Here is an 18,846-nt window from a genome sequence, read left to right as displayed (position 1 = left end):
TTGGGGCGGCCGATGCCGTGGCGGGCGGCGTTCCTAGCTCGCCTGGCGCAGACGGCCGGCGAGCATCGCGTGACGCTCGTCCTCGCTCATGCCGCCCCACACGCCGAACGGTTCGCGGGCGTCGAGCGAGCGCTCGCGGCACATGTCGAGCACGGGGCACCTGGCGCAGTATTGCTTCGCTGCCTCGGCCCGGCGGCGGCGTGCGGCGCCACGCTCGCCCTCGGGATGAAAGAACAGATCGGGGTCGGCGTCACGGCATGCCCCCTCGTACTGCCACTCCCACTGGTCCTGCGTCGGTGCGGGAAGCCTGGCAATGCTTTCCATGGCCACTCCTCATCTCGTTTGAGACTCACCGTGCCTCGTCGTTGAGGCACGATCTTTCGGTGCTGCACACACTCCGACTCAGAGCTCTCGTGGGGGCGAGATCTCTGCTTCGGTGACGCCATCTACTGACATTCATACCTGGAAGATCAGGGTTTGGGAAGCCCCTTTTGTCCAGTTCATGCAACGTTCGTGCGCGGGGCGGTGGGGGTGCCGAGAGGCCGCGCGGTGCGGCGGGACGGTCTGCATCGTTGCAACGCCTCGCGCGGGCGCGCGCATGGTCGATGTGCGGGTCGCCCGCGTGCTCGGGCCCCACGTAGAATCTGGCCATGGCGCCTGAACTCAACGACCCCTTCGGATTCACCGGCCTGACCTACGACGACGTCCTGCTCCTGCCCGGCCAGAGCGACGTCATCCCCTCCGAGGTGGACACGTCGACTCGGCTCACCCGCGACATCTGCATCGCGACCCCGCTGCTCAGCGCGGCGATGGACACCGTCACCGAGGCCCGCATGGCGATCGCGATGGCGCGCCAGGGCGGCATCGGCGTGCTGCACAGGAACCTCTCGATCGAGGACCAGGCGCACCAGGTCCAGATCGTGAAGCGCTCGGAGTCGGGCATGATCACGGACCCCGTCACCGTGGGGCCCGAGGCGACTCTGACCGAACTCGACGCGCTGTGCGGCAAGTATCGCGTCTCCGGCCTGCCCGTGGTGGACGAGGACCGCCGCCTGCTGGGCATCATCACTAACCGCGACCTGCGATTCGTCGACCCCAGCGAGTACGACGCGCTCAAGGTGCGCGAGGCGATGACCCCCATGCCGCTGATCACCGCGAGCGAGGGCATCTCCAACGCCGAGGCCGCCGAGCTGCTCGGCAAGCACAAGGTCGAGAAGCTACCCCTGGTGGACGCGGACGGCCGACTCACCGGCCTCATCACCGTCAAGGACTTCGTCAAGACCGAGCGCTACCCGAAGGCCACCAAGGACGAGCACGGCCGCCTTCGCGTCGCGGCCGCCGTCGGCTTCTTCGGCGACGCCTGGGAGCGTGCCACCGCGCTGGTCGAGGCCGGCGTCGATGCGCTCGTCGTCGACACCGCGCACGGCCACGCTCAGGCGATGATCGACATGATCAAGCGCCTCAAGGCGGACCCCGCGACGGCTCACGTGCAGGTCATCGGCGGCAACGTCGCGACGCGTGAGGGTGCTCAGGCGCTCGTCGACGCGGGCGTGGACGCAGTCAAGGTGGGTGTGGGCCCCGGCTCCATCTGCACCACCCGCGTGGTCGCCGGCGTGGGCGTGCCGCAGGTGACGGCGGTGTGGGAGGCCTACCAGGCGGCCGGACCCGCCGGTGTGCCGGTCATCGCCGACGGCGGCTTGCAGTACTCGGGCGACATCGCCAAGGCCATGGTCGCGGGCGCCGAGTCCGTCATGATCGGCTCGCTGTTCGCCGGCTGCGCGGAGGCACCCGGCGACCTGGTGCTCGTGGGCGGCAAGCAGTACAAGCTCTACCGGGGCATGGGTTCCATGGGCGCGATGGCGTCCCGCGGCCGCGTCTCCTACTCGAAGGACCGCTATTTCCAGTCGGACGCCCCGAGCGACGACGACATCATCCCCGAGGGCATCGAGGGCCGCGTCCCGTTCAAGGGCTCGCTGCACGACGTCGCCCGTCAGCTGGTGGGCGGCCTGGGCCAGTCCATGTTCTACGTGGGAGCACGCACCATCGACGAGCTGCGCTCGCGCGGCAAGTTCGTGCGCATCACCGCGGCAGGCCTCAAGGAGAGCCACCCGCACGACATCCAGATGACCGTCGAGGCGCCCAACTACACCGGTCGCTAACCCCAGGTGGAGATCACCTGGCAGCTGCTGCTCGTCCTCGGTCTCGTCGCGCTCCTCGCGGGGTGCCTCGACACCTTGGCCGGCGGCGGCGGGCTCATCACCGTGCCCGCGCTCTTGCTCGCCGGTGTGCCTCCGCTGCAGGCCCTGGGCACCAACAAGCTCCAGGGCACGGCGGGCACCTTCATGGCCACGACCCAGGTGATTCGCCGTCACGGGGTGCGCTGGGTCGACGTCAGACGGCCGATGCTGTGGGCCTTTCTGGGATCGGCAGCCGGTTCCGTCGGCGTCCTGTTTGTCGCGCCGGACGCGCTCGAGGTCGTCATCCCGATCGTCCTCGCACTCATCGCGGCCTACTTCTTGTTCGTGCCCAAGTCCCACGAGCCGCCGCCCGCGCCGCGGATCTCCGAACGCGGGTTCGAGGGCGCGGTGGTGCCCGTCATCGGCGCCTACGACGGGGCGTTTGGGCCCGGCACCGGGTCGCTCTTCGCGCTGTCGGGGGTGGCGCTCAGGGCGCTGCCGCTGAGGCGCTCCACGGCCGTCGCGAAGACGCTGAATTTCGCCACCAATATCGCGTCCCTGCTGGTGTTCGCGGTGGCGGGCAAGATGGTGTGGGCCATCGGTGGAGTGATGATCGTGGGCCAGCTCATCGGTGCCTACCTGGGCTCGCACATCCTGCTGCGCGTCAACCCGCTGGTGCTGCGCGTGCTCATCGTCGTGGTGTCGCTGGGCATGCTGGTGCGGGTCCTCGTCGCCTAACTCGCCCGCCCTACCCAGACACTGTGAACCGGACCGGGGCGCGACACCCCGCGTCACGGTCCCGTGAGAGGGCCGTGGTCGGCGTGGCGGCCTCGAATCCGGTTCAAACCGTCTGGCGGGGGCGGGCCGGGCGGGTCAGGGGTAGAGGCCGCGCAGCTCGTGGGCCTCGATCACGCGCCTGACGGCGAGCGCCGTCGCAGCCTCGCGGTAGGTGATGCCACGTGCGCCGGCCTGCTCGACGACGGCGTGCCACGCATTGGTCATGCGCTCGGCCAGGCGGTCGTTCACCTCGGACTCGCGCCACGTGTACGCCTGGTTGGACTGCACCCACTCGAAGTAGGACACGATGACGCCGCCCGCGTTGGCGAGGATGTCCGGCACCACCAGCACGTCGCGGTCGGCGAGGATGGCGTCGGCCGCCTGCGTGGTGGGGCCGTTGGCGCCCTCGACCACAATGCGGGCCTCGACGTGGGGTGCGTTGTGCTCGGTGAGGACTCCCTCGACTGCAGCCGGGACGAGCACGTCTACGGGCAACGTGAGCAGCGAGCCCGGGTCGATCTGCTCGCTCGAGTCGAAGCCGGCGACGGAGCCCGTCGCGTCGGAGTGCTCGCCGAGCCGGGCGATGTCGAGCCCCTCCTCGAGCCAGATGGCGCCGTCGACGTCGCTGACGGCCTGGACGCGCACTCCCGCCTCGGCGAGGAAGCGAGCGGCGCCCCGGCCCACCTTGCCGAAGCCCTGCACGGCGGCCGTCGCCGTCGTCGGGTCGATGCCGCGGGCCTTCATCGCCATGAGCGCCACATGCGCGACGCCGCGGGATGTGGCGCTCGCGCGGCCAAGCGATCCTCCCAGAGAGATGGGCTTGCCGGTGACGACACCGGGCACGGTGTGGCCCTGGCTGACGGAGTAGGTGTCCATGATCCACGCCATGGTCTGCTCGTCGGTGCCCATGTCGGGCGCGGGGATGTCCACCTCGGGGCCGATGATCGGCAGGATCTCCGCCGTGTACCGGCGCGTGACGCGCTCCAACTCCGCGGTGGAATGCTCGCGGGGCTCGAGGGCCACGCCGCCCTTCGCGCCGCCGTAGGGCACGTCGACGAGCGCACACTTCCACGTCATCCACATGGCGAGCGCGCGGACCTCGTCGAGGTCGACGGCGGTGGAGAATCGCAGCCCGCCCTTGGCGGGTCCACGTGAGAAGTTGTGCTGGACGCGGAAGCCCTCGTAGACGGCGATTGAGCCGTCGTCGCGCCTGAGCGGCACCGCGACCGCCATCTCGCGCCGGGGAGTGGCAAGCATGGCGTGGACGCCGTCGCTCACCCCCAGGAGATCGGCCGCCTGCGCTAACTGTGCCTTCGCGTCGTCGAGCGGGCCCCGGGTCAGGGTGCTCTGGACGCCGGTGGATGGGTTCATCCGGGCCTCCTCATCGAGTTACCTCGACTCTAATGCCCGGTTTCTCCCGCGCGGCGCACGCGGCGCGCGGCCGCTAGAACAGCGCGTCGGCGCCTTCCGCGCTCGCCTCGGCACGCGCGGGTGCGGCGACGGGCCACTCGGGGCGCGGGAGGTCGTCGACCGTGCCCTTGGACTTGAGGAAGGCTGCGAAGTGCGTGGCCCAGGCGCGGTGTGCCTCGATCTGCTGGCTGTGCAGGTCGGCAAGCTCCGACGTTCCCATCGCGGGGAAGGCCGCCGCGAGCGCGTGCACCAGCTCCAAGGTGGCGAGCACGTCCGCATCCGCCGCGTGCAGGTCGTCGGCGACGACGGGCACCGCGTACAGCGTGCACAGGTCGATGAGCTTGCGCTTGCCGCGGCGGTAGCGGTCCAGGTGGCGGTCGAGCACGAGCGGGTCCACGACCGGCGACACCTGCCCGCCGGGAATGCGCGCGGCGAGCGAGACCAACCCGTGGCGCGCGAGTTCCGATTCCAGTAGCGACAGGTCGAACTGGGCGTTGAAGGCGACGACGGGGAAGCCGGCCGACAGCGCGGAGGCGAGGATCTCGGCGATCTCCTCGAGCGCCTCAGCGGGCGCCACCCCGTGCTCGCGTGCATGCGCGGTGGTGATTCCGTGCACCTCGGTGGCGCGGGCGGGGATTTCGACGCCGGGGTCGATGAGCCACGTCCGCGTGCTCACGTCGGACCCCGTGCGCGTGATCACTGCGGCGGTCACGATGCGGTCGTGATCCGTCGACACACCCGTCGTCTCGGTGTCGAAGCCCACCATGGTCTCGTCTAGCCAGCTCATGGTGACACTCTCCCACGGGGGACCGACATCGCCGCCCCAGCCACGGCATCGGCCGCCCGCCTGGCCCGCAAGCCGCGTGCGCCCGATAGGCTGGACCGGTGAGTTACGAGACCGAGATCGGCCGCGGCAAGCGCGGACGCCGTGCCTACTCCTTCGACGACATCGCCGTGGTGCCCTCGCGCCGCACGCGCGACCCGCAGCAGGTGTCGCTGAGTTGGCAGATCGATGCCTTCCAGTTCGACATCCCCGTGATCGCCGCGCCCATGGACTCCGTGATGAGCCCCGCGACCGCGATCGCGTTGGGTCGCCTGGGCGGGCTCGGGGTGCTGGACCTCGAGGGCCTGTGGACGCGTTACGAGGACCCCACCTCGCTGCTCGAGGAGATCGCCGCGCTCGATGGCGTCGCCGCGACCGCGCGCATGCAGGAGATCTACCGCGAGCCGGTCAAGGGCGAGCTGATCGCCGAGCGCCTGCGTGAGATCCGTGCGGCCGACGTCACCGTGGCCGGCGCGCTCAGCCCTCAGCGCACGCAGGAGCACTACGAGACGGTCCTGAAGGCCGGCGTCGACCTGTTCGTTATCCGCGGCACCACCGTGTCCGCCGAACACGTCTCGCCCGAGGTGGAGCCGCTCAACCTCAAGAAGTTCATCTACGACCTGGACGTGCCCGTCATCGTCGGCGGCGCCTCGACCTACCAGGCCGGACTTCACCTCATGCGCACCGGTGCCGCGGGCGTGCTCGTGGGCTTCGGCGGTGGCTCGGCGCAGCGCACGCGCGCCACGCTGGGTATTCACGCCCCCATGGCGACCGCCGTGTCCGACGTCGCCGCCGCCCGCCGCGACTACCTCGACGAGTCCGGCGGCCGCTACGTGCACGTCATCGCCGACGGCGGCCTGGGCCGGTCGGGCGACCTCGTGAAGGCCTTCGCGTGTGGTGCCGACGCCGTCATGCTCGGCTCCGCGCTGGCCCGCTCGGAGGAGGCCCCGGGCCGCGGCTACCACTGGGGCCAGGAGGCGTACCACGCCGAGCTGCCGCGCGGCGAGCGCGTCGAGGTCGGCACCGTCGCCCCGCTCGAGGAGATCCTCCACGGCCCCGGCCACCTCGCCGACGGCACCACCAACATCATGGGGGCCCTGCGCCGCTCGATGGCCACCACGGGCTACTCGGACCTCAAGGAGTTCCAGCGCATCGACGTGGTGGTCTCGCCGTACCACCCCAGCTGACCCGTTCGACAGACAGGGGCCGATGCCGTGGGTGACCACGGCATCGGCCCTTTCCTTTGGATGGGCGCTCCGCTTGCTCCTGGTGGCCCGATGCGCGCCACGAGACGGCGTTTTGTGGCGCGCATGTCCACATTTGCGCCAGGGGGGAGGGGGAGCAGGTCGTTCGCGCGGATGACGACGCGCGGCGTCGCTCCTGGTTAGGCTCGGCTGGTCCCCCTCATCGACCAGGAGACGTGCGTGCCGGACCTACGTATCGACCACCTGACCAAGTCCTACGGCGAGCTCAGGGCGCTCGACGACGTGTCGTTCACGGTGCGCGGCGGTGAGCTCTTCGGCTTCGTCGGCTCCAACGGCGCGGGCAAGACCACCACGATGCGGATCATCCTGGGCGTGCTGCGAGCCGACGCCGGCACCGTCACCTGGAACGAGGCGCCGCTCGACCTCGAGGCGCGCCGCCGCATCGGCTACATGCCAGAGGAGCGCGGCCTCTACCCGCGCATGAAGGTGGGCGAGCAGCTGATCTACCTGGCACGACTGCACGGACTCAGCGCCGCCGACGCTGCCGCAGCCATGGAGCACTGGACCGAGGTCTTAGGGGTGGCCGAGCGCCGCGACACCGAGGTCGAGAAGCTGTCGCTGGGAAACCAGCAACGCGTGCAGCTCGCCTCCGCGCTGGTCCACGGCCCCGAGGTGCTCGTCCTCGACGAGCCGTTCTCCGGCCTCGACCCCGTCGCCGTCGAGGTGATGAGCGGCGTGCTGCGCGAGCAGGCAGCGCGCGGCGTGCCGGTGATCTTCTCGTCGCACCAGCTCGAGCTGGTCGAGCGGCTGTGCGACCGCGTGGGCATCGTCCGCGCCGGCCGGATGGTCGCGCAGGGCACTATCGACGAGCTGCGCGCCACCGAGCGTCCCGTGTGGGAGCTGACGGGCAGCCTTCCGGCTGGATGGGCCGATGCCGTGGCCGGCTCGGTCACCGAGGCCAGCCCAGGAGTGTGGCGAGTGGAGGCCGCCGACGCAGCGGCCGCCCAGGCGGCCCTCGCATCGGCCGTGAAGGCCGGCACGGTGACGTCGTTCGCCGAGGTGCGCCCCACACTGAGCGAGCTGTTCCAGGGCGTCGTGTCCGAGGAGGTGTCCGCGTGAGCACCGTGTGGCTGATCGCGCGCCGCGAGTTCCGCGTGCGCACCCTGTCCAAGGCGAGCCTCATCTCCTCGGGCATCATGATCGCGATCATCGTGATCGGCTCGCTCATCGCGAAGCCGTTCCTCACCGGCGACGACGAGCCGGCGACGGTGCAGGTCGATACCGCCACGGCGGGCGACCTGGTGCCGTACCTCGATGCCGCCGCTGAGGCTCAGGACGCGGCGTACGTGTTCGCCGAGATCGACGCGCCCGCCGAGCCCGCCGTCGCCGAGGACACCGCGGGGCTGGTGGTCGGCCCCGCCGACGCCCCCACGCTCTATCTGGACGGCGGCGACGAGACCCTCACCGGCATCGTCCAGGTCGCCACTCAGCAGGCGGCCCTCAGCGCGGCGGTCGAGGACCTGGGCGGCGATCCGACCGAGGTGGCGACGGCGCTCGCGGGCGCCGTGCCGACGGTTCAGATGCTCGGGGACGACGCGGGCGACTTCGATTCCGGCGCCTTCTTCGCGGGCTTCGCCGTCATCTTCATTCTGTTCTTTGTGCTCATCCAGAGCTCGTCGGTGATCATGATGGGCGTGGTCGAGGAGAAGGCCTCGAGGGTGGTCGAGATCCTGCTCGCCACGGTCAGGCCCGCCACGCTGCTGGGCGGCAAGGTGCTGGGCGTGGGACTCTACGCCCTCGTCCAGGCGGCCGCGATGGTCGTGCCTGCGGTATTCGCCGCCTGGTACCTGGGCCTCTTGGAGCAGTTCGAGATTCCGCTGGGGCCGCTGCTGACCAACCTCGCCGTGTGGTTCGTGCTGGGCTTCGCGATCTTCACCGTGTTCTTTGGCGGGCTCGCGGCGCTCGTGTCGCGTCAAGAGGACATCGGCGCCGTCTCGACTCCCATGATGCTGCTCATGATGGTGCCGCTGTACCTGTCGATCTATCTGGTGCCCAACAACCCCGACGGTGCGGCGACCGCGGTCCTCACCCAGGTGCCGTTCTTCGCGCCGTTCATGGTGCCCATGCGTGCTGCCTTCGGCACCATCGCCGGATGGGAGATCGCCCTCGCGATCGGCATCTGCCTCGCGACCATCCCGCTACTGACCTGGATTGCCGGCCGCGTCTACGCCGGCGCGGTGCTCAACACGGGCGGCCGCATGAAGCTCAGGGACGCGCTCGCGCGCTCGTAAGCCCCCCGGGGCGAGGGCCGATGCCGTGGTCACCACGGCATCGGCCGTTCCCGACCGGCGGTCACAACCTGGACGCTCGCGACAGGGGTAACGTGAAAGGTCCACGATGCCCGCCCGGGGGCGCTGGGCCACTGGCGGCAGCCATCGTGGGAATGGAGATGCACCATGAAGGCTGTCCGTTTCGAGGCGTGGCACACCCCACCCGCGCTGCGAGACATCGACAAGCCCGTCCCGGGCCCCGGCGAGGTGCTGTTGAAGGTGGCAGGCGCCGGCGCCTGCCACTCGGATGTGTCCGTGTTTCAGGACTACGACGAGTCGCTGCCGATCAGCCGCATGCTGCAGCCGCCGTTCACGCTGGGCCACGAGTCGTCGGGCTGGGTCGAGGAGCTCGGCGAGGGGGTCGACGGCATCAACGTGGGCGACGCGTACCTGGCGTATGGGCCCATTGGTTGCGGCCACTGCCGCGCATGCTCGCGCGGACAGGACACGTACTGCGAGAACCAGGCCACCAACCCCTATGCCGCGATCGGCCTGGGCCGCGACGGCGGCATGGCCGAGTACATGACGGTGCCCGTGCGCAATCTTGTGCCGCTGGGTGACGCCGACCCTGTCGCCGCCGCTCCGCTTGCCGACGCCGGCCTCACGCCGTATCACGCGATCAAGAACTCCGCCCATGTGCTGGTGGGCGGCGGCAAGTACGCGCTGGTCATCGGCCTGGGAGGCCTGGGTCAGGTGGCCGTGCAGATCCTGCAGGCCATCACGGGCGCCACCGTCATCGCCACCGACAACAAGGCGGACGCCATGGAGATGGCGGCCAAGCGCGGCGCGGTCACCGTGGAGGGCGGCGAGGGTCAGGCCGAGCGGATCCGCGAGATCACGGGCGGCAAGGGCGTCGACGCCGTGTTCGACTTCGTGGGCGTGAAGCCCACGATCGAGCTCTCGCGCGCCGTGGTCGCCGTCCAGGGTGCGATCACGATCGCCGGCATCGCCAACGGCACGGTCGAGTGGAACTTCATGTCGACCCCGTACGAGTCGACCCTCACCAACACCTATTGGGGCACCATCGAGGACCTCTACGAGGTCGCCGCGCTATACCGCGCGGGCAAGATCGAGATGGACGTGACCCGTTTCACGATGGATGAGGCACTCGAGGCCTACGACAAGCTCATCGAGGGCTCGGTGCTGGGCCGCGCGGTCGTGGTGCCGCACGCGTAACCCCAGAATGGGTGAGGGCCGATGCCGTGGCGACCACGGCATCGGCCCTGACCTTGTCTCCTGGTGTCCCTAGGTCCGCCACGAACCCCCGTGTCGTGGCGCAAATGCCCTCATGTGCGCCACGAGGGGAGGGTGGGGGTTAGTCGTTGTCGCCGCCCGTGTCGGACACTCCCGCCATGGCCTCGCGGGTTTCGGCGCCGGCGTCGGGCCACACCCAGTCGGCCACCTCGGGCAGGTCGGCGCCGTGCTCGCGGGCGTAGCGGCGGGCCTCCAGACGCTTGTCGTGGAGGTCCTGGCGCAGCTGCGCGGCGCGGGTGCCCAGGTGCGGCACACGGTCGATGACGTCCATCGCCAGGTGGTAGCGGTCGATGTCGTTGAGCATCGCCATGTCGAACGGCGTGGTGGTGGTGCCCTCCTCCTTGAAGCCGCGCACGTGGAGGTTGGCGTGGCCGTTGCGGCGGTAGGTGAGGCGGTGGATCAGCCACGGGTAGCCGTGGTAGTTGAAGATGATCGGCTTGTCCGTGGTGAACAGCTGGTCGAAGTCGCGATCCGAAATGCCGTGCGGGTGCTCCTTCTCGGGCTGCAGGCGCATCAGGTCGACCACGTTGACCATGCGGATCTTGAGGTCGGGCAGCTCGCGACGCAGGATGTCGATCGCCGCGAGGATCTCGAGCGTGGGCACGTCGCCCGCGGCCGCCATGACGACATCGGGCTCCTCGCCCAGCGGCACGTTGGACGCGAACTCCCAGATTCCCAGGCCGCGGGTGCAGTGGTCGATGGCCTGGTCCATGGTGAGCCACTGCGGAGCGGGCTGCTTGCCTGCGACCACGACGTTGACGTAGTCGCGCGAGCGCAGGCAGTGGTCGTAGGTGCTCAGCAGCGTGTTGGCGTCGGCGGGCAGGTACACCCGCACCACCTCGGCCTTCTTGTTGACCACGTGGTCGATGAAGCCCGGGTCCTGGTGCGAGAAGCCGTTGTGGTCCTGGCGCCACACGTGGCTGGACAGCAGGTAGTTCAGCGACGCGATGGGCTGGCGCCACGGCAGCTCGCGCGACACCTTGAGCCACTTGGCGTGCTGGTTGAACATCGAGTCGACGATGTGGATGAACGCCTCGTAGCTGGTAAACAGGCCGTGGCGGCCAGTCAGGAGGTAGCCCTCGAGCCAGCCCTGGCACTGGTGCTCGGAGAGCATCTCGACCACGCGGCCGGACGGTCCCGTGTGGGCACCGTCGTCCTCGCGAGTGCCCTGCCACACCTTGTCGGTGACGTCGAGCACGGCCTGGATGCGGTTCGAGGCGAGCTCGTCGGGAGCGAAGATGCGGAAGTTGTCGTCGTTGTTCGCCATGACGGCCTTGAGGAAGTCGCCGAGCGCGCGCGTGGCCTCTGCTGGTCCCGCACCCGGGTTGGGCACGTCGACGGCGAAGTCGCGGAAGTCGGGCATCTTCAGGTCGCGCAGGATGATGCCGCCGTTGGCCTCGGGCCGGGCGGACATGCGCAGCTGACCCTCGGGCGCGAGGGCACGGGTCGCAGGCTTGGGCGCGCCGGCCTCGTCGAAGAGGTCCTCGGGGCCGTAGGACTGCATCCAGGACTCGAGGGTCTTGAGGTGATCCTCGGTGTCGCGCGCGCTGGACAGCGGCACCTGGTGCGAGCGCCACGAGCCCTCGGTGACGTTGCCGTCGATCTGGTCGGGGCAGGTCCAGCCCTTGGGGGTGCGGAACACGATCATGGGCCACATGGGGCGGTCCATGTCGGGGTTCTCGGCAGCCTGCGCCTTGATCGCGGCGATCTCGTCCATGACGTCGTCGAGGATCGCGGCGAAGCGAGCGTGGATCGACTCGTGAGACTCGTCGTCGAAGCCGGCGACGAAGACGTGCGGCTTGTGGCCGTAACCGACCATGAGCGACTCGAGTTCCTCGTCGCTGATGCGCGCGAGAACCGTGGGGTTGGCGATCTTGTAGCCGTTGAGGTGCAGGATCGGCAGGACCACGCCGTCGGTGGCGGGGTTGACGAACTTGTTGGAGTGCCAGCTGGTGGCCAGCGGCCCGGTCTCGGCCTCGCCGTCTCCCACGATCGCGGCGACCAGGAGGTCGGGGTTGTCGAACGCGGCGCCGTAGGCGTGGCTCAGTGCGTAGCCCAGCTCGCCGCCCTCGTGGATTGACCCGGGGGTCTCGGGCGCGACGTGCGAGGGGATGCCGCCGGGGAAGGAGAACTGCTTGAACAGGCGCTTCAGGCCCGCCTCGTCCTCCGAGATGTCCGGGTAGGTCTCGGTGTAGGTGCCGTCGAGGAAGCTCGATGCCACGAGGCCAGGTCCGCCGTGACCGGGGCCGATGATGTACATCGTCGGCTGCTGACGCGCCTTGATCATGCGGTTGAGGTGCGCGTAGAGGAAGTTCAGTCCGGGGGTCGTGCCCCAGTGGCCCACCAGGCGCGGCTTGACGTCGTCGCGCTTGAGGCCGCCCCTGAGCAGGGGGTTGTCCAGCAGGTAGATCTGTCCCACCGAGAGGTAGTTGGTGGCGCGCCACCAGCGGTCAATGCCGTCGATCTCCTCGGGCGTGGCCGCATCAGTACTACGTGGGGACCAAGGGGTGCTGCTCATCAAAACCTCCGTCGCTGGTAGGGACCGGTTACAGCCTGTCACCGTCTGGCACGTGATGCGAGGGCAAAGGTCCCAACGATGGGGCGTGGTCGCGGGCATGGCGGCGATGGAATATAGTTGCGCCGTCAATAGTTGTGGCTTCAACGTGGGTGACGATCGGTTGCCCCCGCCACCTTCTCACTTTCACGAAGGATCATCATGGACATCGTCTTCCTCATCGCGCGCATCCTGTTCGCGCTCATCTTCATCTTCTCCGCCATCGGCCACATCACGCAGGCCAAGGGCATGGCGCAGTACGCCACCGCCAAGGGCGCTCCCGGCGGTGAGTTCGGCGTCATCGCCTCCGGCGTCCTGATGGGCCTGGGCGGCCTGATGGTGCTGTTGGGTGTGTGGGGAGGCCTGGGTGCGCTGCTCATCGCCGCCGCGCTCATCCCCGTCACCTTCTTCATGCACGCGTTCTGGAAGGAGTCGGACGCTCAGGCCAAGCAGGCGGAGCAGATCAGCTTCAACAAGAACCTGGGCCTCATCGGAGGCGCGCTCGCGCTGTTCCTGCTGTTCGCCGTGACCGGCGCGGACATGGGCCTCACCATCACCGAGCCGCTGATCGCGCTCGGCTAAGACGCACACGACCGCGAGGGCGGGCCGGGGTTCCCGGCCCGCCCTCGCGGCGTTGGGGCGTGTCTGCGGCCGATGCGGTGGCCGGCCGGCGGGGCGTCCCTAGATTTTCGAGTGCTCGCCCAGGCGGTGCCAGGCGCGGTCGTGGTAGACCAACGCCCCTTCGTGGCCGTCGGTGTCCGTGTCGCGCGCGATGTGAGACTCGAGCGCCTGCGCGGCGAAGACGGTCGACGAGCCCGCATTGAGGCGGTCGATGACGGCGCAACGTACCCAGGCGCGGACGTCGCTGTAGACCGGCTCCCCGCTGGTCAGCCGCGTCCACTGGTGCGTCGAGGCGAAGCGGTCGATGCCGCGTGCGGCGCCTAGCTTCGCTAGCTCGAGGTCGCTCGCGTCCAGCAGGTGCACCACGACCGTCTGGGCCCGGGACAGGACGTCCGCTGCCGACGACTGCGCGGAGATCGAGAACACGAGCAGGGGCGGGTCGGCGCTCACCGAGGAGACGGACGAGGCGGTCAGCGCGACCGGGCCGTCGCCGGCATCGGCCGTGATGACGGCGACGCCATTGGGGTGGCCGCGAAACAGCGCCTTGAAGTCGTCGGCGGGCAGCGACGGGGCAAGGTCGTGTGCCGCGCCAAGGGGCGTGACGGCGGGGGACAGGCAGGTCATGGCTTGGCTCCTAGGCGGGGACGGCGGTCGTCGCCGGCGCGCTGGTGTCCGCGGCGCCGGTGAGCTCGTCACGGAGGATGGCGGCGCCCTCGCCGAGCGCGGTGAGCTTGGCCAGCGCGACGTCGCGGGGGAACGGTGCCAGCCCGCAGTTGGTGCTGGGGATGAGGTTCTCGGCGTCCACGAACTGCAGGGCCTTGCGCAGGGTGTCCGCCACCTCATCGGGGGTCTCGATCGCGTGGTTCGCCACGTCGATGGCGCCGAGCATCACCTTCTTGCCGCGCAGGATCTCGATGAGGTCCATGGGCACGTGCGAGTTCTGCGACTCGAGCGAGACGATGTCGATCGCGGAGCGCTGCAGCAGCGGGAAGGACTCCTCGTACTGGCGCCACTGCGAGCCCAGGGTCGCCTTCCAGTCGGTGTTCGCCTTGATCCCGTAGCCGTAGCAGATGTGCACGGCGGTCTGAGCGCTGAGGCCCTCGACCGCGCGCTCGAGCGCGGCCACGCCCCAGTCCTTGACCTCGTCGAAGAACACGTTGAACGCGGGCTCGTCGAACTGGATGATGTCGACGCCGGCGGCCTCGAGTTCGCGCGCCTCCTGATTGAGGAGCCCGGCGAACTCCCACGCCAGCTGCTCGCGGCTGCGGTAGTGGGCGTCAAAGAGCGTGTCGACCATCGTCATGGGCCCGGGCAGGGCCCACTTGATGGGTGCGTCGGTGGTGGAGCGCAGGAACGCGGCGTCCTCCACGAACACGGGGCGCTCGCGGCCCACGGCGCCCACGACGGTGGGCACGGAGGCGTCGTAGCGGTCGCGGATGCGGACGGTCTCGCGACGCTCGAAGTCCACCCCGCTGAGGTTCTCGATGAAGGTGGTGACGAAGTGCTGGCGGGTCTGCTCGCCGTCGCTGACGATGTCGATGCCGCGCCGCGTCTGCTCGTGCACGGCGATGCGCAGGGCGTCCTGCTTGCCCTCGACCAAGGCGTCGCCCTGGAGTGACCACGGGGCCCAGAGGGTTTCGGGCGCCGCGAGCCAGGAGGGCTTGGGCAGGCTGCCGACGATCGAGGTCGGAAGAAGGGTGTGTGTCATGGGGGACTCCGTCGGTCAGGCGGCCGGTGACGAGGCGGGGGCGAGGTAGCCCGCGGCCCACCGCTCGAGCAGCTCGCGGTGGGGCTCGATGAAGTGCTCCTCGGTGTACTTGCCCTGCGAGGCTCCCAGCTGGCTGCGCTCCACGCGGTCGTAGTCGATCTGGGTGCGCGAGAAGTCCTGCGACTCGAGGCTGGGACGGAACACGGCCGGAGCCGCCGAGTTCGCGTTGTAGATCTCCGGACGGTAGATCTTCTGGAAGGTCTCCATCGTGGCGATCGTGCCGGCGAGTTGCAGGTCCGTGTAGTCGTTCACGAGGTCGCCGCGGAAGTACAGGGCGAGCGGGGCGACGCTGCCGCGCGGCATGAAGTAGCGCACCTGGAGGCCCATCTTCGCGAAGTACGCGTCGGTGAGCGACAGGCCCTCCTGCTCCAGCGTGTACTCGACGCCCAGCACGGGGTGGTGGTTCGCGGTCCTCACGTAGGTCTTGCTGGTGGACACGCTGATGCAGATCACCGGCGCCTGCGAGAAGCGCTCGCGGTAGGCGTCGGATCCGACGAAACCCTGGAAGAGCTTCCCGTGCAGGTCGCCGAAGTCCGCGGGCAGGGCGGGCTTGCCCGATTCGTCGACCGAGGCGGGCAAGCGGACGCTGAAGTCGTAGTCGCGCACGTACGACGAGAAGTTGTTGCCGACGATGCCGTGGCGGCGCTCGCCCGTGCGTCGATCGACGATGGTGACGTCGAGCACCTCGAGCAGTGGGAAGGCATTGGCCTCAGCGTCCACCTGGACCGAGGCCGACACGATGTCGAGCTCGAGCTCATAACGATCGCCGGTGGGGTTGTCCCAGTCGGCCAGGTCGTTGAAGCGGCGGTTGATCATCGTCAGGGTGTTCCGCAGGTTCTGCTCGCGCAGCTCGCCGCGCGCGAGGTTCGCGAAGTTGGTGGTCGCGCGCGTGCTCGCCGAGGGGGTGTAGTTCTCGTCGAAGCGGGTCGTGCTCGTGGTGAAGGTGAAGTCGTGCGACATGATCGCCCATCCGGTCAGGGGTGGCCGGGGTCGGCCCTGGAAAATGGAATGGCTCCATGGTGCAGGCAGAACGCGGATATCGGGTAACTGGATCGATCTATGCTTTTGTATAGGATCTACCTATGGCACACGGAACCAGCGGCCTTACCCTGCAGCAACTGCGCTACTTCATCGAGGTCGCCGCGGAGGGATCCATCTCGGCGGCGGCGGACGTCCTCTACGTCGCGCAGCCGACGATGTCGGCCGCGATGAAGGACCTCGAGTCGCGGGTGGGCCGTGCGCTCCTGGTGCGCTCGGCGCGCGGCGTGAGCCTCACCGACGACGGAGCCGAGTTCCTGGGCTACGCGCGCCAGGTCGTCGAGCAGGTCACGCTCTTGGAACAGCGTTACCTTGGCCGGCCCCCGTCGCGTCGGCTGCTCGGCGTCTCCACGCAGCACTATTCCTTCGCGGTCGACGCCTTCGTGAGGATGGTGAAGGCGAGCGCCGCCGCCCAGTACGAGTTTGCCCTGCGCGAGACCCGCACGTGGGACATCATCGAGGACGTGCGCACGCTGCGTAGCGAGGTCGGCATCCTGTACCGCAACGACTTCAACCGCAAGGTCATCGACAAGCTGCTGCGCGACGCCGGCCTCGCCTTCCACACCCTGTTCTTGGCCGAGCCCCACATCTTCGTGGCGCGCAGCAACCCGCTCGCCGCGCGGGAGCGCGCGAGCCTCGCCGACCTCGAGGGCCTGCCTCGCCTGACGTTCGACCAGGGGGCGAACAACTCGTTCTACTTTGCCGAGGAGATTCTCTCCACACTGTCGGCCTCCCAGGAGATCCGGGTGTCCGACCGTGCCACGATCTTCAACCTGATGATCGGCCTGGGGGGCTACACGATCTCGACGGGAATCGTGAGCGGCGAGCTGGACCCCGAGATCGCCGCGATCCCCCTCGATGTGGACGAGCGCATCGAGATCGGCTGGATCGGCCACGCCGCCATCCCGCTCACCGAGCAGGCGGGGCGTTACCTCGAGGAGGTAAGGGCCGTGGTCGCCGGGTTCGGTGTCGAGGTGCTCGGCTAGGCGCCCAGCTCCTCCGACAGCTCGAGCCACCGCTCCTCAAGACCGGCGTTCTCCTCCTCGAGGTCGCCAATCTGCTTGGTGAGCGCCGCGAGGCCGGCAAAGTCCGCCTGATCGTGCATCACCATCTCGTGATGCACGCCCTCGATGAGCTCGCCGACCTTCGCCATGCGGCGCTCGACCGACTGCAGTTCCTTCTCGAGGGTGCGCCGCTCGGCCCCACTCAGCCGGACAGTCTGAACCGGATTCGCGCCCGACACGCCGGTGGGGGAGGCCGATGCCGTGGCCGGCTCGGCGTGTCGGCTCCCGTGTCGGTTCACATTGTCTGCGGAGGGGGCGCTTGAGCCGAAGGTGCCCACGCCGTCGGCCGCGGCGCGGCGGGTGCGGGTGAGTTCGACGTACTCGTCGACGCCGCCGGGGAGGTGGCGAAGCCCCCCATCGAGCACCGCGTACTGCTGGTCGGTCACGCGCTCCAGCAGGTAGCGGTCGTGGCTAACCACGATGAGCGTGCCGGGCCACGAGTCCAGCAGGTCCTCCATCGCGGCGAGGACGTCGGTGTCGAGGTCATTGGTGGGCTCGTCGAGCACCAGCACGTTGGGCTCGCTCAGCAACACCAGGAGCAGCTGCAGGCGGCGGCGCTGGCCGCCCGACAGGCGCTTGACCTGGGTCTTCAGCTGAGCCGAGGTGAAGCCCAGTCGCTCCAGCAGCTGCGTGGGCGTCATCTCGGAGCCGTCCGCGAGCTCGATCGAGCTGAACTGCTTGACGACCCCGGAGACGCGCTCCTCGGCGTGCTGGTCCAGTTCCGCGAGCTGCTGGCTCAGCTGCGCGACGCGCACGGTCATGCCGGTCTTCACCCGCCCGCCGGTGGGCTCCTGGTCGCCCGTGATGAGGCGCAGCAGCGTGGACTTACCCGCGCCGTTCTCGCCCAGGATGCCCGTGCGCTCGCCGGGGCCAATGTTCCAGTCGACCTCGTGCAGCACCTCGCGCGTGGAGCCGTCCGCGGCGGTGTACGCCACGGAGCAGCGGATCAGCTCGACCACGTCCTTGCCCAGCCGGGCCGTTGCCATGCGCGTCAACTGCACCTGGTCTCGCACCGGCGGGACGTCGGCGATGAGGGCGTTCGCGGCGTCGATGCGGAACTTGGGCTTCGAGGTGCGTGCGGGGGCGCCGCGCTGGAGCCACGCGAGCTCCTTGCGCATGAGGTTCTGTCGCTTGGCCTCGGTGGCCGCGGCGATGCGGTCGCGCTCCACACGCTGCAGCACGTAGGCGGCATACCCGCCCTCGTACATGTCGACCGTGCCGTCGTGCACCTCCCAGGTGCGGTCGGTGACGGCGTCGAGGAACCAGCGGTCGTGGGTGACGACGGCGAGCGCGCCGCGCCCGCGTGCCCAGCGGCGGTTCAGGTGCTCGGCGAGCCACGCCACGCCCTCGACGTCGAGGTGGTTGGTGGGCTCGTCGAGGAAGACCACGTCGTGTTCGCCGGTGAGGACGGCGGCCAGGGCGACGCGTCGCTGCTGGCCGCCCGAGAGCGAGCCCACCACGGCATCGGCCGGAAGGTCGGGCACCAGGCCGGACATGATGTCGCGCACGCGCGCGTCGCCTGCCCACTCGTGGGTGTCGGCGTCGCCGACGATGGCCTCGAGGACGGTGAGGTCCTCGTCGACGTGGTCGGACTGGTCGAGCACGCCCACGCGGGTGCCGCGCGTCGCGGTGACCTGGCCGTCGTGAGGCGCGAGGCGGCCCGCGAGGATGGCCATAAGCGAGGACTTGCCTGCGCCGTTGGAGCCGACGATGCCGATGCGGTCGCCGTCCTCCAGCCCGACGGTCACGTCCTTGAGGACGGTGCCGGTACCGAAGTCGAGGCCGATGGACTGCGCGCCGAGGAGATGTGCCACCCGACAAGGGT

At 69.4% G+C, this 18,846-nt stretch carries 16 protein-coding genes; 8 read left to right on the top strand and 8 right to left on the bottom strand.

Annotation, left to right across the window (positions count from 1 at the left end; genetic code table 11):
- Positions 1-33 precede the first annotated feature (33 nt).
- Positions 34-324 carry a WhiB family transcriptional regulator gene (locus B7K20_RS09430; RefSeq protein ID WP_084102285.1) on the bottom strand — a complete coding sequence of 97 codons (291 nt, stop codon included), beginning with the start codon at positions 322-324 and terminating at the stop codon, positions 34-36.
- A gap of 326 nt (positions 325-650) precedes the next feature.
- Between B7K20_RS09430 and guaB the strand changes: the two genes are divergently transcribed.
- Entirely contained in the window at positions 651-2,159 is a 1,509-nt protein-coding gene (gene guaB, locus B7K20_RS09425) for an IMP dehydrogenase (RefSeq protein WP_084102284.1), read from the top strand.
- A gap of 6 nt (positions 2,160-2,165) precedes the next feature.
- Positions 2,166-2,915, top strand: a complete 750-nt coding sequence (locus B7K20_RS09420; protein WP_200809065.1) for a TSUP family transporter — start codon at positions 2,166-2,168, stop codon at positions 2,913-2,915.
- Between the two features lie 135 nt (positions 2,916-3,050).
- Here the strand turns inward: B7K20_RS09420 and B7K20_RS09415 are convergent, their stop codons facing one another.
- Entirely contained in the window at positions 3,051-4,325 is a 1,275-nt protein-coding gene (locus B7K20_RS09415; protein ID WP_084102283.1) for a Glu/Leu/Phe/Val dehydrogenase, read from the bottom strand.
- A gap of 73 nt (positions 4,326-4,398) precedes the next feature.
- The gene (locus B7K20_RS09410) at positions 4,399-5,151 is read right to left on the bottom strand and encodes an exonuclease domain-containing protein (protein ID WP_084102282.1); all 753 of its coding nucleotides are present in this window, start codon (positions 5,149-5,151) and stop codon (positions 4,399-4,401) included.
- A 98-nt stretch (positions 5,152-5,249) separates the two neighbouring features.
- On the opposite strand from B7K20_RS09410, the gene B7K20_RS09405 reads away from it, so the two are divergent.
- The 4 genes from B7K20_RS09405 (at position 5,250) to B7K20_RS09390 (ending at position 9,898) form a co-directional block, all read left to right on the top strand.
- Positions 5,250-6,374 carry a GuaB3 family IMP dehydrogenase-related protein gene (locus tag B7K20_RS09405; protein ID WP_084102281.1) on the top strand — a complete coding sequence of 375 codons (1,125 nt, stop codon included), beginning with the start codon at positions 5,250-5,252 and terminating at the stop codon, positions 6,372-6,374.
- A 237-nt stretch (positions 6,375-6,611) separates the two neighbouring features.
- Positions 6,612-7,511 carry an ABC transporter ATP-binding protein gene (locus tag B7K20_RS09400; RefSeq protein WP_084102280.1) on the top strand — a complete coding sequence of 300 codons (900 nt, stop codon included), beginning with the start codon at positions 6,612-6,614 and terminating at the stop codon, positions 7,509-7,511.
- Positions 7,508-8,683 carry an ABC transporter permease gene (locus B7K20_RS09395; protein WP_084102279.1) on the top strand — a complete coding sequence of 392 codons (1,176 nt, stop codon included), beginning with the start codon at positions 7,508-7,510 and terminating at the stop codon, positions 8,681-8,683. The genes B7K20_RS09400 and B7K20_RS09395 overlap by 4 nt, the downstream gene beginning before the upstream one ends.
- A 165-nt stretch (positions 8,684-8,848) precedes the next feature.
- The gene (locus tag B7K20_RS09390; protein WP_084102278.1) at positions 8,849-9,898 is read left to right on the top strand and encodes an NAD(P)-dependent alcohol dehydrogenase; all 1,050 of its coding nucleotides are present in this window, start codon (positions 8,849-8,851) and stop codon (positions 9,896-9,898) included.
- Between the two features lie 139 nt (positions 9,899-10,037).
- Here B7K20_RS09390 and B7K20_RS09385 read toward each other — a convergent pair whose 3' ends face one another.
- Positions 10,038-12,494 carry a phosphoketolase gene (locus tag B7K20_RS09385; RefSeq protein ID WP_084102277.1) on the bottom strand — a complete coding sequence of 819 codons (2,457 nt, stop codon included), beginning with the start codon at positions 12,492-12,494 and terminating at the stop codon, positions 10,038-10,040.
- Between the two features lie 198 nt (positions 12,495-12,692).
- Here B7K20_RS09385 and B7K20_RS09380 point away from each other — a divergent pair, with 198 nt between their 5' ends.
- Positions 12,693-13,112, top strand: coding sequence for a DoxX family membrane protein (locus tag B7K20_RS09380; protein ID WP_084102276.1), 420 nt, complete (start codon positions 12,693-12,695; stop codon positions 13,110-13,112).
- A 99-nt stretch (positions 13,113-13,211) separates the two neighbouring features.
- Here B7K20_RS09380 and B7K20_RS09375 read toward each other — a convergent pair whose 3' ends face one another.
- Genes B7K20_RS09375 through B7K20_RS09365 form a run of 3 tightly spaced genes read right to left on the bottom strand, consistent with a single transcriptional unit; the run spans position 13,212 to position 15,879 of the window.
- Positions 13,212-13,775 (bottom strand): flavin reductase family protein, encoded by a 564-nt coding sequence (locus tag B7K20_RS09375; protein WP_084102275.1) that lies wholly within the window; start codon positions 13,773-13,775, stop codon positions 13,212-13,214.
- Between the two features lie 10 nt (positions 13,776-13,785).
- The gene (locus B7K20_RS09370; RefSeq protein ID WP_084102274.1) at positions 13,786-14,859 is read right to left on the bottom strand and encodes a methionine synthase; all 1,074 of its coding nucleotides are present in this window, start codon (positions 14,857-14,859) and stop codon (positions 13,786-13,788) included.
- Between the two features lie 15 nt (positions 14,860-14,874).
- Positions 14,875-15,879, bottom strand: a complete 1,005-nt coding sequence (locus B7K20_RS09365) for a putative oxygenase MesX (RefSeq protein ID WP_084102273.1) — start codon at positions 15,877-15,879, stop codon at positions 14,875-14,877.
- A 122-nt stretch (positions 15,880-16,001) separates the two neighbouring features.
- Between B7K20_RS09365 and B7K20_RS09360 the strand changes: the two genes are divergently transcribed.
- Positions 16,002-16,943, top strand: coding sequence for a LysR family transcriptional regulator (locus tag B7K20_RS09360; protein WP_084102272.1), 942 nt, complete (start codon positions 16,002-16,004; stop codon positions 16,941-16,943).
- On the opposite strand, the gene B7K20_RS09355 is transcribed toward B7K20_RS09360, so the two are convergent.
- Positions 16,940-18,835, bottom strand: coding sequence for an ABC-F family ATP-binding cassette domain-containing protein (locus B7K20_RS09355; protein WP_084102271.1), 1,896 nt, complete (start codon positions 18,833-18,835; stop codon positions 16,940-16,942). The two genes, B7K20_RS09360 and B7K20_RS09355, sit on opposite strands and share 4 nt — an antisense overlap.
- Positions 18,836-18,846: the final 11 nt, after the last annotated feature.

The sequence above is a fragment of the Demequina sp. NBRC 110051 genome (assembly GCF_002090055.1).
GTDB lineage: Bacteria > Actinomycetota > Actinomycetes > Actinomycetales > Demequinaceae > Demequina.
This window is presented reverse-complemented; position numbering and strand designations above follow the sequence as displayed.